Genomic DNA, 16,067 nt, shown 5'->3' with positions numbered 1-16,067 from the left:
ACAGGGCCTTCTTGTGGGGGAGCGGCGATGTTACTCGTCGTCCTCGGACTTCTTCTTGCGAGGCTTCTTCACCGGCTCGGTCGCGATGACCGTGCTGGGAGTGTTCGCCGTCTCGTCGACGTGCGTCTCGCTGACTGTGATCGGAGCGTCGGGGACGCCGGCGCGCTCATGGGCGCCCTGGATCTCCGCCGCCTCGGTCTCATCGTTCTGAGCCGTGACGTGGTGCTGGTGAGCGTCCGCAGCTTCGATCTCCGCCTGCGTGAGCGGCGCGAGCCGGTCCTCGAAGAACCACCGTGAGATGGAAGAACGGAGGTTCTCCGTCCACGAGATTCGTCCCTTCGCGTTCGGACGCACGACCAGAGGCTCGTAGTTGTCCACATCGATGAGCTTCCAGCGGTCGTACGTGTCGACCGGCTGGTGCACCTCGATGAACTCGCCGCCGGGAAGGCGGACGATGCGGCCGGACTCGAAACCGTGCAGCACGATCTCGCGGTCCTTCTTCTGCAGCGCGAGGGCGATCCGCTTGGCGATGAAGTAGCCGAGGACCGGTCCGACGAACAGCAGCGCCTGGAGCGCGTGGATCACGCCCTCCATGGTCAGCATGAAGTGCGTCGCGATGAGGTCGGAGGATGCTGCAGCCCACAGGACGGCGTAGAAGATCACGCCGGCGACGCCGATCGCGGTGCGGGTCGCCGCGTTGCGCGGGCGCTGAGCGATGTGGTGCTCGCGCTTGTCTCCCGTGATCCACGCCTCGATGAAGGGGTAGATCGCGACGAGCACGATGAAGAGCCCGAGGACGACCAGCGGCAGCAGGATTCCGAACGACCAGGTGCGATCGAGGAAGACCACGTCGAGGTTGGACGGAGCGAGACGCAGGGCGCCGTCCGCGAATCCGATGTACCAGTCAGGCTGAGTACCGGCGGAAACGGGGGAGGGGTCGTACGGGCCGTAGTTCCAGATCGGGTTGATCTGGAAGAACGTCGCGATCAGCACGATCGTGCCGAAGACGATGAACAGGTAGCCGCCCATCTTCGACATGTACACCGGCATCATCGGGTAGCCCACGACGTTGTCGTTCGTGCGGCCGGGGCCGGCGAACTGCGTGTGCTTGTTGACGATCATCAGCATGAGGTGCACGGCGATGAGGCCGATCACCAGCAACGGCAGCAGCAGGATGTGCAGCGTGTACAGGCGTCCGACGATGTCCGTACCCGGGAACTCGCCGCCGAAGAGGAGGAACGAGGTCCAGGTGCCGATCAGGGGGATGCCCTTGATCATGCCGTCGATGATGCGGAGGCCGTTGCCCGAGAGCAGGTCGTCGGGAAGCGAGTATCCGGTGAAGCCCTCGGCCATCGCCAGGACGAACAGCACGAAGCCGATCACCCAGTTGAGCTCGCGGGGCTTGCGGAACGCGCCGGTGAAGAACACGCGCAGCATGTGCACGCCGATTCCCGCGACGAAGACGAGTGCGGCCCAGTGGTGGATCTGGCGAACCAGGAGACCACCGCGGAGGTCGAACGAGATGTGCAGCGACGACTCGAGTGCCGCCGACATCTCGATGCCGCGCATCGGAGCATAGGCGCCCGTGTAGTGCGTCTCGACCATGGAGGCCTGGAAGAAGAACGTCAGGAAGGTTCCGGACAGGAACACGACCACGAAGCTCCACAGCGCGATCTCGCCGAGCATGAACGACCAGTGGTCGGGGAAGATCTTGCGGCCGAGCTCCTTGACGAAGCCGGAGATGCTGGTGCGCTCATCGATGTAGTTCGACGCGGCGCCGACGAATCGGCCGCCGAGAGGCGCCTTGTTGTCCTTGTCCTCTTTGGACAGCGTTGCGGTGCTCAATGGCGCTCCCAGAAGCTCGGGCCGACGGGCTCGGTGAAGTCACTGCGTGCGACGAGGTAGCCCTCGTCGTCGACGGTGATGGGCAGCTGCGGCAGCGGACGCGCGGCAGGTCCGAAGATGACCTTGGCGTGATCCGTGACGTCGAACTGCGACTGGTGGCAGGGGCAGAGGAGGTGGTGCGTCTGCTGCTCGTAGAGTGCCACCGGGCATCCGACGTGCGTGCAGACCTTCGAGTACGCGACGATGCCGTCGTACGACCAGTCCTTGCGGTCTTCGGCCTCGATGAGCTGCTCGGGGCGCAGGCGCATCATCAGCACGATGGCCTTGGCCTTCTCCTCGAGGTAGCCGTCGTGGTGGCTGAGCTCTGCGAGATCCTCGGGGATCACGTGGAATGCGGATCCGAGGGTCACATCCGCTGCGCGGATCGGGGTGCCGTCGGGGTCGCGCACGAGACGCTGGCCCTTCTCCCACATGGTGTGCTTCAGCAGCGTGACCGGATCGCCCGCGGTGGGGTCGTCGGGTGTGCTGTGCGGAGCGAGACCGCGGAAGAGCGTGACACCGGGGATGATCGAGGCCACGATCGCCGCGAACAGCGAGTTGCGGATCATCGTGCGTCGTCCGAAACCGGACTCCTCGTTGGCCGTGGCGAATGCCTCGACGACGGCCTCTCGCGTCGAGTCCTTGCCCCGGGTGGGGTGACGGTGCTCGATGTGCTCCTTGTCGCTCATCAGCGCCTTGGACCAGTGGATCGCGCCGATGCCGATCGAGAGCAGCGCGAGTGCGATGCCCAGACCGATGAAGAGGTTGTTCTGACGGATGTCGATGAGCGCGCCGCTCTCGATGGGGAAGAGCATGTAGGCGGCGACCGCCCAGATGCTTCCTGCCAGCGAGAGATAGAACAGCGTGTAGACCGTGCGCTCTGCAGCCTTCTCAGCGCGCGGGTCCTTGTCGGTCATCCGCGCGCGGTGCGGCGGCAGCCCCGGGTTCTGCACGGGATCGCTGACTGCGACACCCAGCCCCGGAGAGGGCTGGTAGGCCCTGTCAAGAGCCTGCGAGTCGTCGTCGTGTGCCATGGTGCTCCTCGTACGTTCCTCTTCGATGAATAAGCGTCAGTTGGACTTCGCCGTGATCCACACGGTGATGGCGACGAGCGCGCCGATGCCGAAGATCCAGACGAACAGGCCCTCGGAGACGGGACCGAGCGAACCGAGCGAGAAACCGCCGATCTGCACGGACTGCTGCTGGTAGAGCAGAGCCGAGATGATGTCGCGCTTGTCTTCGTCCGACAGGTTCATGTCGCCGAAGACGGGCATGTTCTGGGGGCCGGTGACCATGGCCGCGTACATGTGCAGCGCGCTGGTCTCGGTCAGTGCGGGGGCGTACTTGCCCTCGGTGAGTGCTCCTCCGGCGGCCGCCACGTTGTGGCACATCGCGCAGTTGACGCGGAACAGCTCCGCGCCGTTGGCGACGTCGCCTTCACCGTCGAGGATGTGGTCCTCGGGGAAGGTGGGGCCGGGAGCCGACTCCTGCACGAAGGAGGAGATCGCGAGGATCTGCTCCTCGGTGAACTGCGGCTCCTTCTGCGGCGCCTGGGGCCCCTGCATCTGCAGCGGCATGCGGCCGGTCGACATCTGGAACTCGACCGCGAGCTCGCCGACGCCGTAGAGGCTCGGTCCGTTCGCCGTGCCCTGCAGATCGAGACCGTGGCAGGTGGCGCAGTTGGCCGTGAACAGCTTCTCGCCGTCCTCGACGGTGAGCGTGCTCGCCGCGGTGGTCTGGGTGTCGGTCGCAGCGAAGGCTGCGGACGTTCCGGCGTACACGGCGCCGGTGATCATGAGGCCTGCTCCGATGAGGGCTGCCGCAGCCAGGGGACTGCGACGGCCATTCGAACGGCGCTTCTTCTCTCGTGCCATCTCGGGGATCAGCTCCGCTCTTATTTCAGGAAGTAAATGACGACGAACAGCACGATCCAGACGACGTCGACGAAGTGCCAGTAGTAGGACACCACGATCGAGGAGGTCGCCTCCTTGTGCCGGAAATTCTTGACGGCGTACGCACGGCCGATGACGAGGAGGAAGGCGATCAGACCGCCGGTGACGTGCAGGGCGTGGAAGCCGGTCGTCAGGTAGAACGCGGATGCGTAGGAGTCAGCGCTGATCGGCATGCCTTCTGCGACGAGCTGCGCGTACTCCCAGACCTGCCCGGAGACGAAGATCGCGCCGAGGGCGAAGGTGAGGAAGAACCACTCGACCATGCCCCAGCCGAACAGGCGACGGCGGCCGGCGCCGTTCTTCTGTCCCTTGGCGATGCGGTACGGCTGCAGGTCCTCGGCCGCGAACACGCCCATCTGGCACGTGAACGAGGAGAGCACGAGGATCGCCGTGTTCACGAACGCGAACGGGACGTTCAGCAGTTCGGTGCGGTCGGCCCAGAGCTCGGGGGAGGTGCTGCGGAGCGTGAAGTAGATCGCGAAGAGTCCCGCGAAGAACATCACCTCGCTGCCGAGCCACACAATGGTGCCGACAGCTACCGGGTTGGGGCGCTTGATCGTTCTTGCCGCCGGGGCATACGTCGCTGAGGTCGTCACCATTCCATTATGGCCGATCTCCGGGCGTGATTCTCGCACCGGAGGCCCTCGTTTCGCCCACGAACGACTTAGGGGACCCTAAGAAAACGCTGCGAATCCTCGGTGAATACGCGGGAAACGAGGGATGATCGACGTCCGGCGCCCGTTCCGCAAGAGTCTGCACGTTTTCCCTGCGCCGATAGGATCGCACACATGGCTGATTCCCTGACCTGGTCCGACGTGCTCACCACTCTTCTGGAGCGTCGCGACCTCAGCGTCTGGGAATCGACGTGGGCGATGCGTCAGATCATGCGCGGCGACGTCACACAGGCGCAGCTCGCCGGTTTCCTCGTCGCCCTCCGCGCCAAGGGAGAGACGATCGATGAGATCGTCGGATTCCGTGATGCGATCCTCGAGGCGGCGGTCCCGCTGCCCGTGTCGCCCGACGTCCTCGACATCGTCGGCACCGGCGGTGACCGTGTCGGCACGGTCAACGTGTCGACCACCGCGGCGGTCATCATCGGGGCGACCGGCATCCCGGTGGTCAAGCACGGCAACCGCGCAGCCAGCTCCGCCTCCGGCTCATCCGACGTGCTGAGCGCGCTCGGGCTGGAGCTCACCCTCGATCCCGCGGCGGTGTCGTCGATCCTCGACCGCACGGGCATCACGTTCGCCTGGGCGGGCGCCTTCCACCCCGGGTTCAAGCACGCGGGCGCCGTCCGTGCCGAACTCGGCGTCCCCACCGTCTTCAACATGCTCGGCCCCCTCTGCAACCCGGCTCGGGCCGAGGCGAACGCCGTCGGGGTGGCGCAGCTCGAGCGCGTCCCCCTCATCACGGGAGTGTTCCGGACGCGGGGCGCCACGGCCCTGGTGTTCCGCGGAGACGACGGCCTCGACGAGCTGACGACCACGGGGCACAGCCGCATCTGGGAGGTCACGCGCGGTGACATCCACGAGCACGATCTCGATCCTCGAGATCTCGGGATCCCGATCGCGGACCTCGCGGATCTGATCGGCGGAACGCCCGACCACAACGCGGCGGTGCTGCGCCGGACGCTCGAGGGGGAGACGGGCGCGGTGCGAGACATCGTGCTCCTCAACGCGGCGGCCGGGATCGTCGCCTTCGAGCTGTCCCAGGACGCGACTCAGGTACAGCGACCGATCCTCGAGCGTCTCCGCGAGGGCTACGAGCGGGCAGCCGCGGCGGTCGACGACGGTCGCGCCATAGCGAAGCTCGACGAATGGATCGGCGTCAGCCGCGAGCTGGCATCCGCGTAGGAGATGTGATGGACCCGATCGCCGCCCTGCTCGAGATCGCCTCGCTGCTGGAGCGGGAACGCGCGTCGCGGTACCGGGCGAAGGCCTTCCGTCAGGCAGCTGCGACCCTGCAGCAGCTGCCGGAGGACGTGCGCTCGGATCCGACGAGGCTGCGCGCGGCGAAAGGGATCGGCGAATCGACCTTCGGAGTCATCCGACAGGCGCAGAGCGGAGAGGTTCCCGACTATCTCGTGGAGCTCCGAGGCGACGTGGAGCCCGAGCGCGTGTCGGCCCTGAGAGCGAAGCTCCGAGGGGACCTGCACGCGCACACCGACTGGTCGGACGGAACCACGCCTATCGGCGTGATGGCGTCAGCGGCGCGGGCTCTCGGTCACGAGTATCAGGCGATCACAGATCATTCCCCGCGTCTGCGGGTCGCCCGCGGACTCTCCGCGGAGCGGCTGCGCGAGCAGATGCCGCTCGTGAGGGCGGAATCGGGTGACGGGTTCACGCTGCTGGCGGGGATCGAGGTCGACATCCTCGAAGACGGCGCGCTGGATCAGGAGGACGCCCTCCTCGGGGAGCTCGACATCGTGGTCGCATCCGTCCATTCGAAGCTGCGGATGGACGCCCGGCCCATGACCGCACGGATGATCGCCGCCGTGAGCCACCCGCGCGTGAACGTGCTCGGGCATTGCACCGGACGGCTGGTGCAGGGGGACCGAGGCACTCGTCCGGAATCGCAGTTCGATGCCCGTGCCGTCTTCTCCGCATGCGCCGAGAACGGCGTCGCGGTCGAGATCAACTCCCGGCCGGAGCGTCAGGACCCGCCCGACGATCTGATCGCGATCGCCCTCGAGGCCGGCTGCCTCTTCTCGATCGACTCGGATGCGCACGCACCGGGTCAGCTCTCGCTCCTCGATCACGGTGCCGAGCGTGCCGAGAAGGCGGGGGTGCCTGCCTCCCGCATCATCACGACCTGGGGTCTCGACCGACTGCTGGCCTGGGCGAGCTGAGTCAGGCGTCGATCGTCGCGATCGCGGCGACGGCCCTGGTCATCGAGCCGCCCAGGTTCCACCGCTCAGCCAGTGCGGTCGCAGCATCAGCCTCGGACGGGTCGAGCGGACGCAGCGGGTCGCTCGGCGAGGCGATCGGGAGGTCGGTCGCGACGGCGACGACGGTGGGGGCGACCTCGAGGTACGTCGCGGCGGCGAGCACCTTCGCCCGGACCCCGGCGCTCATCCCCTCACCCGCCTCGGCAGCCGCGCGGATGCCGGCGAGATCGCCATGGGCCTGCAGGAGCGTGGCCGCGGTCTTCTCGCCGACGCCGGCCACGCCGGGAAGTCCGTCCGATGCGTCGCCGCGCATCGTCGCGAAGTCGGCGTACTGGCTCGGCAGCACGCCGTACTTCGCGACGACCACGGCATCCGTGACGATCTCGAGATTGCTCATGCCTCGTGCGGTATAGATGACGCGCACGTTCCTCGCGTCGTCGACGAGCTGGAACAGGTCTCGATCGCCCGTGACGATGTCGACCGGCATGGTGGCGTGCGTCGCGAGCGTGCCGATCACGTCGTCCGCTTCGTGCTCCGCGACGCCGATGATCGGGATGCCGAGCAGGGCGAGAGTCTCGCGGATCAGCGGGATCTGCGCCTCGAGGGGGTCGGGGACCTCCTCGACGTCGGGCCCCGCGGGCACGACCTCGACGACACGGTGCGCCTTGTAGCTGGGGATCAGGTCGACTCGCCACTGGGGTCGCCAGTCGTCGTCCCAACACGCGACCACATGGGTCGGCTCGTACAGCGTCACCAGCTTCGCGATGATGTCGAGGAGTCCTCGTGCGGCGTTGATCGGGGAGCCATCCGGCGCCGTGACCTTGTCGGGCACCCCGTAGAACGCACGGAAGTAGAGGCTTGCGGTGTCGAGCAGGAGGAGCTTGTCGGCGCGGGGCATGCAGACAGTCTGTCAGCGCGCCGAACGCGGATGGTATCGAGTCCGTCATATCGTCTCGGGATCTGATAACCTTGACTGTCACTCGTGGCGTGCCTATGCATGCCCGGGAGGCAGAATCCAATCAATCGCTGCAGAGCTCATGATCGGCCGTGCGCGGCCGGAGCCCTCAGCCCGAGTCTCCATTCACAAGGACAACCCACTACATGACTACCGCAACGACCGCCCCGGCCACCAAGCAGGTCGCCATCAACGACATCGGATCTGCTGAGGACTTCCTGGCCGCGGTCGAGAAGACCCTGAAGTTCTTCAACGACGGCGACATCATCGAAGGCACGATCGTCAAGATCGACCGCGATGAGGTCCTCCTCGATGTCGGATACAAGACCGAGGGCGTCATCCCCTCGCGCGAGCTCTCGATCAAGCACGACGTCGACCCGAACGAGGTCGTCAAGGTCGGCGACGAGGTCGAGGCCCTGGTTCTCCAGAAGGAGGACAAGGAAGGCCGTCTGATCCTCTCCAAGAAGCGTGCTCAGTACGAGCGTGCCTGGGGAGACGTCGAGAAGATCAAGGAGAACGACGGCGTCGTCACCGGTACGGTCATCGAGGTCGTCAAGGGTGGACTCATCGTCGACATCGGCCTCCGCGGCTTCCTGCCGGCCTCGCTCATCGAGCTGCGCCGCGTCCGCGACCTCACGCCGTACCTCGGCCAGGAGATCGAGGCCAAGATCCTCGAGCTCGACAAGAACCGCAACAACGTCGTGCTCAGCCGCCGTGCGCTGCTCGAGCAGACGCAGTCGGAGTCGCGCACCACGTTCCTGAACAACCTGCACAAGGGTCAGGTCCGCAAGGGTGTCGTGTCGTCGATCGTCAACTTCGGTGCATTCGTCGACCTGGGCGGCGTGGACGGCCTCGTGCACGTCTCCGAGCTGTCCTGGAAGCACATCGAGCACGCCTCCGAGGTCGTCGAGGTTGGCCAGGAGGTCACCGTCGAGATCCTCGAGGTCGACCTCGACCGCGAGCGCGTCTCCCTGTCGCTGAAGGCTACGCAGGAGGACCCGTGGCAGGTCTTCGCCCGTACCCACGCGATCGGACAGGTCACGCCGGGTAAGGTCACCAAGCTCGTTCCGTTCGGTGCGTTCGTTCGCGTCGCAGACGGCATCGAGGGCCTCGTCCACATCTCCGAGCTCTCCAGCAAGCACGTCGAGCTGGCCGAGCAGGTCGTGTCGGTCGGCGAAGAGGTCTTCGTCAAGGTCATCGACATCGACCTCGAGCGTCGTCGCATCTCGCTCTCGCTGAAGCAGGCGAACGAGGCAGTCGACGTCAACGGCACCGAGTTCGACCCGGCGCTCTACGGAATGCTCGCCGAGTACGACGAGGCCGGCGAGTACAAGTACCCGGAGGGCTTCGACCCCGAGACCGGTGCGTGGAAGGAAGGCTTCGACACCCAGCGCGAGGCATGGGAGCAGGAGTACGCTGCAGCCCAGGCTCGCTGGGAGGCGCACAAGGCTCAGGTTGCCAAGGCAGCCGAGGCCGAGGCGGCCGCTGGCGACGACTTCGGTGGTCAGGTCTTCTCGAGCGAGGCCGCAGGCGCGGGCACGCTCGCGGATGACGAGGCTCTCGCGGCTCTCCGCGAGAAGCTCTCGGGCGGCAACGCTTAAGCATCACGCTCTGAACGGGCCGTCATCCTTCGGGATGGCGGCCCGTTCTGCGTCTCGACGCGTCCTCGGATCTCCATGACCGATCATTACGCTCGCATTCGTCACATTCCGGCGGGTTGGACAGCATGGGGACATGACCTCTCTGCTCTCGGCGCCCTCGACGGCCGGCGCGTCGGCGATCGCCGGCACCGCACAGCCGGTGCGCCTGCAGGGGGTGGAGCGCAGCTTCACGCTCTCCCGCGGCCGGCGCGACGTCCTCCGCGCGGTCGACGTCGACGTCGCCGCCGGTGAGATCGTCGCCATCGTCGGTCCCTCCGGGTGCGGCAAGTCGACGTTGCTGCGGCTCGTCGGGGGACTGGATGCGCCGACCGGCGGCAGCATCCGCATCCAGGACACGCGCGTGGCCGACGTCGACGAGCGCACCGCCGTCGCGTTCCAGGAGCCCCGCCTGCTGCCATGGCGGACCATCGCCCAGAACATCGAGCTCGGTCTGCCCCGCGGCACCGCGCGCCGCGAAGGCCGGGAACGTGTTCGGGAGCTCATCGAGCTCGTCGGCCTCGAGAAGGCCGCTGATCAGCGGCCACGCGAAGTGTCGGGTGGCATGGCGCAGCGCGCCTCGCTCGCACGCGCCCTCGCTCGCAATCCCGGCGTGCTGCTGCTCGACGAGCCGTTCGGTGCGCTCGATGCGCTCACCCGCCTGCGGATGCACGATCTGCTCCTCAAGATCCATGCGGCTGAGCCGACCACCGTCCTCCTCGTCACGCACGATGTCGAAGAAGCCCTCTATCTCGCCGATCGTGTGCTGCTGCTGCGCACGCTCGGCGACGCCGACACGGAAGCGCCGTCCATCGTGCGCGCGATCACCGTCCCCGGCATCCGACCCCGGGACCGCGCCGATCGCGGTCTCGCCGACCTCCGCGCAGAGCTCCTCGAAGGACTCGGCGTGGACACCCACCACCGCACCGCCACCGAGGAGACCCGATGAGCACCATCACCCGACGAATCATCCCCGCGATCACGATCGCAGGGACGATGATGCTCGTCGCCACCGGCTGCGTCGCCGGTGAGAACGCCACCGCCTCGGACTCGTCGTCCGACGACGCGGCAGCCTCGGGGGAGTGGTCGGCGGACACTCTGTCCATCGACTTCGCGACCTACAACCCGCTCAGCCTCGTGATCCGCGACCAGGGGATCCTCGAGGAGATCCTCGGCGACGATGTCGAGGTCGAGTGGGTACAGTCCGCGGGATCCAACAAGGCGAACGAGCTGCTGCGCTCCGGCTCGATCGACGTCGGCTCCACGGCCGGCTCGGCGGCACTGTTCGCCCGATCGAACGGCTCACCGATCCAGGTCATCGACATCTTCTCGCAGCCCGAATGGTCGGCGATCGTCGTCGGCCCCGACAGCGACATCACCTCGGTCGAGGACCTCGCGGGCAAGTCGGTCGCGGCGACGAAGGGAACGGACCCCTATTTCTTCCTGCTCCAGTCTCTTGAGGAAGCAGGCCTCTCGGTCGACGACGTCGAGGTCCAGAACCTCCAGCACGCCGACGGCCGTGCCGCTCTCGACAGCGGCTCGGTAGACGCCTGGGCGGGCCTCGATCCCATCATGGCCGCGGCCGAGGTGGAATCGGGCGATGAGCTCATCTACCGCAACGTGGACTTCAACACCTACGGCTTCCTCAACGCCACCGAGGACTTCATCGAGAACCACGCGGACCTCGCGCAGGCGGTCGTCGACGCATACGAGCAGGCGCGCGAGTGGGCCCTCGAGAACCCCGACGAGACCGCGGCGCTGCTCGCCGAGGTCGCAGGGATCGACCCCGCGGTCGCGACGACCGTCATCGAGGAGCGGTCGAACCTCGACGTCAGCGGCATCCCCGGTGAGGCGCAGATCGCCGTGCTCGAGAAGATCGCGCCGGTGCTGGTCGAATCCGGAGATGTCCAGGGTGGCGAGGCTTCGGTCGAGAAGGCTCTCGACTCCCTCATCAACGCCACCTTCGCCGAGAAGGCGGTCGGCGGCGAGTGATCACTCCCGACCAGCGCGTGGTGGTGCCCGCGGATGCGCAGGATGCGATCGACGCGGCGCGCGGAGTCCGGCGTCGTGACGAGGCCGGTGCCCGTCATGCCTGGGATCGACCCGCGGTGCGTCTCGTCGGCGGACTGCTGCTTCCGCTCATCATCGTCGGTGCCTGGCAGCTGGTCACGACCACCGGGCTCGTCGCGCCCTACCTGCTCCCTTCGCCGGCATCCGTCTTCACCGCGGGGGTCGAGCTGGCCGAGCGCGGCACGCTGTGGACGCACGTCGCCATCTCGGTGCAACGGGTCCTGCTCGGGTTCGCGGTCGGTTCTGTCATCGGACTCGCGGTGGCCGGCATCGTCGGTCTGTCACGGGTCGGCGACGTGCTGCTCAGTCCGACGCTCTCCGCGATCCGAGCGGTGCCGTCGCTCGCCTGGGTGCCGCTGCTGATCCTGTGGATGCAGATCGGCGAGGAGTCCAAGGTGACGCTGATCGCCATCGGCGCCTTCTTCCCGGTCTACACGACTGTCGCGTCCGCACTCCGCCACGTCGACCCGCAGCTGGTGGAGGCGGGACGCTCGTTCAGTCTTCGCGGATGGTCTCTCTTCCGCACGGTGCAGCTGCCGGCCGTCGTGCCGTCGGTCGCCGCGGGGCTCCGGCTGGCGCTCGCGCAGGCGTGGCTGTTCCTCGTCGCCGCCGAGCTGATCGCGTCGTCGATGGGACTCGGCTTCCTGCTGACCGACTCGCAGAACAGCGGCCGCGTCGATCGGATCATCCTCTCGATCGTCCTGCTGGCGCTGCTCGGCACGATCACCAATGCGATCCTCGTGGTGGTCGAGAAGTACCTGCTCCGCCGGTGGATGTGACGATGGCCGAGGCGCGCCTGCACGAGACCCGTGCGTACCCGGCCCCTGCTGCGTTCGCCGCTCAGGCGAACGTCGCCGACGAGGTGTATGCGAGGGCCGCCGCGGACCCCACGGCCTTCTGGGAGCAGGCCGCGTCCCGACTCGACTGGGCAGAGCACTGGCACACGGCCCACGAGTGGGATCCGCCTGCGGGCGATGACGTCCCGGCGGCGCGCTGGTTCGTGGGCGGGCGCCTCAACGTGGCATACAACTGCGTCGACCGTCATGTCGACGCCGGGCGCGGGGACAAGATCGCCCTCCACTTCGAAGGAGAGCCGGGGGACAGGGCTTCGGTCACGTACGCGGACCTCCAGCGTCGCGTCTCGCAGGCGGCGAACGCGCTGACCGCGCTCGGCATCGAACCGGGCGACCGGGTGGTCGTCTACCTGCCCGTGCTGATCGAGACGGTCGTGATCACGCTCGCATGCGCACGGATCGGCGCCGTGCACTCACTGGTGTTCGGCGGCTTCTCGGCCGAAGCGGTGCGCTTCCGTCTGATCGACACCGGCGCCAAGCTGCTCGTCACGAGCGACGGGCAGTTCCGCCGCGGCACCGCGACCGAGGTGAAGTCGACGGCCGACATCGCCGTAGCGGATCTGCCGGACCTCGAGCATGTGCTGGTCCTGCGGCGCACCGGCCAGGACGTGCCGTGGACCGACGGCAGAGACGTCTGGTGGCACGACACGGTCAGCACAGCCTCGTCCGACCACATCGCGCAGGCGTTCGACTCCGAGCATCCGCTGTTCATCATCTACACATCGGGGACCACCGGAAAGCCCAAGGGCCTCGTGCACACCTCCGGTGGCTACCTGACGCATGCGAGCTGGGCACACTGGGCGCACTTCGACGCGAAGCCCGACGACGTGCACTGGTGCACGGCGGATCTCGCGTGGGTGACCGCTCACACCTACGAGATCTACGGGCCTCTCTCCAACGGGCTGACCCAGGTGATCTACGAGGGAACGCCGGACACCCCCGATCGCGAACGTCATCTCGAGATCATCGAGCGGTACGGCGTGACGGTGTACTACACGGCGCCGACGCTGATCCGCACCTTCATGACCTGGTTCGGGCCCGAACTCCCGTCGGGTCACGATCTCTCGACCCTCCGTCTGCTCGGGACCGTCGGCGAGGCGATCAATCCGGAGGCTTGGATCTGGTTCCGCCGGAACTTCGGGCGCGATGAGCTGCCGGTCATCGACACCTGGTGGCAATCCGAGACCGGGGCGGCGATGATCGCGCCGCTGCCCGGAGTCACGACCCTCAAGCCGGGGTCCGCGTCCGTGCCGCTGCCCGGCATCGATGCGACGGTCGTCGACGCGGACGGCCACGAGGTCGCTCCCGGCCGGTCGGGCACGCTCGTGGTGCGCCGCCCGTGGCCGGGTATGGCGAGGACGGTGTGGGGCGACCCTCAGCGCTACCGCGATGCGTATTGGTCCGCCTACGCCGGGCACGGCGAACACGGCAGCTACTACGTGGCGGGCGACGGTGCGACGAGAGACGCCGACGGCTACATCTGGATCCTGGGGCGGCTCGATGACGTGGTGAACGTGTCGGGCCACCGGCTGTCCACGATCGAGATCGAGTCGGCGCTGGTGGCGCACGAGACGGTGGGCGAAGCGGGAACGGCCGGCGTCGCAGACCCCATCACAGGCCAGGCGGTGGTCGCCTTCGTGACTCCCTCCGGACGATCCGAGGTGTCGGTCGCCGCGCTGCGGTCGCAGGTGGCGGCTGCCATCGGTCCTGTCGCCAAGCCGAAGCACATCGTCGTGGTCGCCGACCTGCCGAAGACCCGCTCGGGAAAGATCATGCGCCGACTTCTCGCCCAGCTGTGGGAGGCCGAGCAGGATCGTCGCTCGGGACGAGCCCCAGCTCCGCTGGGAGACACGACATCGCTGCAGAATCCGTGGGCCGTCGGCGAGATCGCCGCCGTGCTCGAGAACGCTGAACTGAGGACATCATGACGGAAGAACATCGCTTCGGGTTTCGCACGAGGGCGCTGCATGCCGGCGGGACTCCCGACGCAGCGACCGGCGCCAGGGCCGTGCCGATCTACCAGACGACGTCGTTCGTGTTCGACGACGCGGCGGACGCCGGCAACCTCTTCGCCCTCCAGAAGTACGGGAACATCTACTCGCGCATCGGCAACCCCACCGTCGCCGCGCTCGAGGAACGTCTGGCCTCGCTCGAGGGCGGCATCGGCGCGGTCGCGACCGCCTCGGGGATGAGCGCGGAGTTCATCACGTTCGCGGCGCTCGTCGGAGCGGGCGACCATGTGGTCGCCGCGGCGCAGCTGTACGGGGGCACGGTGACCCAGCTCGACGTGACCCTGCGTCGTTTCGGCGTGGAGACGACGTTCGTCGCGTCGACCGATCCCGCCGACTACGCCGCCGCCATCCGTCCGGAGACCAAGGTCGTCTACGTGGAGATGATCGGCAATCCCTCGGGTGAGATCGCCGACATCGAGGGCCTGGCCGAGGTCGCTCATGCCGCAGGTGTGCCGCTGGTCGTGGATGCCACGCTCGCCACCCCGTACCTCGCGCGCCCTCTGGAGCACGGCGCGGACATCGTCATCCATTCGGTCACCAAGTTCCTGGGCGGACACGGGACGACGCTCGGCGGCGTCGTCATCGAGAAGGGCACCTTCGACTGGGGCAACGGCCGCTTCCCGCAGATGACAGAGCCGGTCGAGTCGTACGGCGGCATCAAGTGGTGGGACAACTTCGGCGAGTACGGCTTCCTCACCAAGCTCCGCACCGAGCAGCTGCGTGACATCGGTCCGGCGCTGAGCGCGCAGTCGGCGTTCAACCTCCTGCAGGGAGTCGAGACGCTGCCGCAGCGGATCGATGCGCACCTTGCGAACGCGCGGATCGTGGCCGAATGGCTCGACTCCGACCCCCGGGTGGAGTATGTGACGTGGGCGGGTCTCGAGCATCACCCGCACCACGAGCGCGCAGCGAAGTATCTGCCGCTCGGTCCTGGTTCGGTGTTCGCGTTCGGGGTCAAGGCCGACGACGGTCGCTCGGCGGGCGAGACGCTCATCGAGAATCTTCAGCTGGCATCGCACCTCGCGAACATCGGGGACGCGCGCACGCTCGTCATCCACCCGGCATCGACGACCCACCGTCAGCTCACGGAATCGCAGCTCGTCGCGGCGGGCGTGCGACCGGACCTCATCCGCATCTCGGTGGGCCTCGAGGACGCAGAAGACATCATCTGGGATCTTGACCAGGCCCTCACGACAGCGACAGGAGCCACTCGATGAGCGGAATCGAGACCACCGGCGCCGACGCCTGCGCGCTGCCGACCGCCCAGGATTCTGTGGCCTGCGCCCTGCCCGCATCCGCGCCGGCGCACCCGGATCGGACCTGGGAGGGCCCCAGCCAGCAGCAGCGCTTCGGCATATTGCGACGCGCGAAGTCGGTCGCCATCGTCGGCGCGTCGAACAATCCCGCGCGCGCCTCGTATTTCGTCGCGACGTACCTGCTCTCCAGCACCGCATACGACGTCTATCTCGTCAACCCGCGGGAATCGGAGATCCTCGGTCAGCCGGTCTACGCCTCGCTGTCCGACCTGCCCGTGGTTCCGGACATCGTCGACGTCTTCCGCCGCCATGACGACCTGCCCGGCGTCGCCCAGGAGGCGATCGAAGCCGGGGCACAGACCCTGTGGCTGCAGCTGGGATCGTGGAATGAGGATGCCGCGGCGATCGCCGAGGGCGCGGGGCTCTCCGTGGTGATGGATCGGTGCATCAAGATCGAGCACGCCCGGTTCCACGGAGGCCTCCACCTGGCCGGTTTCGACACCGGCGTCATCAGCTCGCGACGGCAGCTGCTGGCCCGCTGATCCGCGATCTCAGCCCCG

The 16,067-nt window shown here is 67.4% G+C and carries 14 protein-coding genes; 9 read left to right on the top strand and 5 right to left on the bottom strand.

Features of this window, described 5'->3' with window-relative positions; genetic code table 11:
- Positions 1 to 30: 30 nt before the first annotated feature.
- From qcrB to ctaE, 4 genes are read right to left on the bottom strand one after another with little or no spacing between them, the layout of a single operon-like run.
- Positions 31 to 1,845: a cytochrome bc1 complex cytochrome b subunit gene (gene qcrB, locus QRN21_RS05310; protein ID WP_053096706.1), complete on the bottom strand. Its 1,815-nt coding sequence runs from the start codon at positions 1,843 to 1,845 to the stop codon at positions 31 to 33.
- Positions 1,842 to 2,918, bottom strand: a complete 1,077-nt coding sequence (gene qcrA, locus QRN21_RS05305) for a cytochrome bc1 complex Rieske iron-sulfur subunit (RefSeq protein ID WP_042538395.1) — start codon at positions 2,916 to 2,918, stop codon at positions 1,842 to 1,844. The genes qcrB and qcrA overlap by 4 nt, the downstream gene beginning before the upstream one ends.
- A 36-nt stretch (positions 2,919 to 2,954) precedes the next feature.
- Positions 2,955 to 3,758 (bottom strand): cytochrome bc1 complex diheme cytochrome c subunit, encoded by an 804-nt coding sequence (qcrC, locus tag QRN21_RS05300; protein ID WP_053096702.1) that lies wholly within the window; start codon positions 3,756 to 3,758, stop codon positions 2,955 to 2,957.
- A gap of 20 nt (positions 3,759 to 3,778) precedes the next feature.
- Entirely contained in the window at positions 3,779 to 4,435 is a 657-nt protein-coding gene (gene ctaE / locus QRN21_RS05295) for an aa3-type cytochrome oxidase subunit III (protein WP_053096700.1), read from the bottom strand.
- 189 nt (positions 4,436 to 4,624) lie between these two features.
- Here ctaE and trpD point away from each other — a divergent pair, with 189 nt between their 5' ends.
- A complete protein-coding gene (trpD, locus tag QRN21_RS05290; protein ID WP_053096699.1) occupies positions 4,625 to 5,689 on the top strand; it encodes an anthranilate phosphoribosyltransferase in 1,065 nt (354 codons plus the stop codon).
- Between the two features lie 8 nt (positions 5,690 to 5,697).
- On the top strand, positions 5,698 to 6,684 hold the full coding sequence (locus QRN21_RS05285; protein WP_285363344.1) for a PHP domain-containing protein: 987 nt from the start codon (positions 5,698 to 5,700) through the stop codon (positions 6,682 to 6,684).
- 1 nt (position 6,685) lies between these two features.
- Here QRN21_RS05285 and QRN21_RS05280 read toward each other — a convergent pair whose 3' ends face one another.
- A complete protein-coding gene (locus tag QRN21_RS05280; protein WP_285363343.1) occupies positions 6,686 to 7,621 on the bottom strand; it encodes a 5'-3' exonuclease in 936 nt (311 codons plus the stop codon).
- Positions 7,622 to 7,824: 203 nt separating this feature from the next.
- Here QRN21_RS05280 and rpsA point away from each other — a divergent pair, with 203 nt between their 5' ends.
- The 7 genes from rpsA (at position 7,825) to QRN21_RS05245 (ending at position 16,049) form a co-directional block, all read left to right on the top strand.
- Positions 7,825 to 9,279, top strand: a complete 1,455-nt coding sequence (gene rpsA, locus QRN21_RS05275) for a 30S ribosomal protein S1 (protein ID WP_053096692.1) — start codon at positions 7,825 to 7,827, stop codon at positions 9,277 to 9,279.
- Positions 9,280 to 9,412: 133 nt separating this feature from the next.
- Entirely contained in the window at positions 9,413 to 10,264 is an 852-nt protein-coding gene (locus QRN21_RS05270; protein ID WP_053096690.1) for an ABC transporter ATP-binding protein, read from the top strand.
- Complete coding sequence (locus QRN21_RS05265) at positions 10,261 to 11,307, top strand: aliphatic sulfonate ABC transporter substrate-binding protein (RefSeq protein ID WP_056278943.1); 1,047 nt, start codon at positions 10,261 to 10,263, stop codon at positions 11,305 to 11,307. The genes QRN21_RS05270 and QRN21_RS05265 overlap by 4 nt, the downstream gene beginning before the upstream one ends.
- The gene (locus tag QRN21_RS05260; protein WP_150115086.1) at positions 11,304 to 12,164 is read left to right on the top strand and encodes an ABC transporter permease; all 861 of its coding nucleotides are present in this window, start codon (positions 11,304 to 11,306) and stop codon (positions 12,162 to 12,164) included. Before QRN21_RS05265 ends, QRN21_RS05260 begins: the two co-directional genes overlap by 4 nt.
- Positions 12,165 to 12,166: 2 nt before the next feature.
- The gene (gene acs, locus QRN21_RS05255; protein WP_285363342.1) at positions 12,167 to 14,167 is read left to right on the top strand and encodes an acetate--CoA ligase; all 2,001 of its coding nucleotides are present in this window, start codon (positions 12,167 to 12,169) and stop codon (positions 14,165 to 14,167) included.
- Complete coding sequence (locus tag QRN21_RS05250) at positions 14,164 to 15,468, top strand: O-acetylhomoserine aminocarboxypropyltransferase/cysteine synthase family protein (protein WP_056278941.1); 1,305 nt, start codon at positions 14,164 to 14,166, stop codon at positions 15,466 to 15,468. Before acs ends, QRN21_RS05250 begins: the two co-directional genes overlap by 4 nt.
- Entirely contained in the window at positions 15,465 to 16,049 is a 585-nt protein-coding gene (locus tag QRN21_RS05245) for a CoA-binding protein (RefSeq protein ID WP_285363341.1), read from the top strand. Before QRN21_RS05250 ends, QRN21_RS05245 begins: the two co-directional genes overlap by 4 nt.
- Positions 16,050 to 16,067: the final 18 nt, after the last annotated feature.

It is taken from the genome of Microbacterium sp. LMC-P-041 (assembly GCF_030209555.1).
In the GTDB taxonomy this organism is placed as follows: domain Bacteria; phylum Actinomycetota; class Actinomycetes; order Actinomycetales; family Microbacteriaceae; genus Microbacterium.
This window is presented reverse-complemented; position numbering and strand designations above follow the sequence as displayed.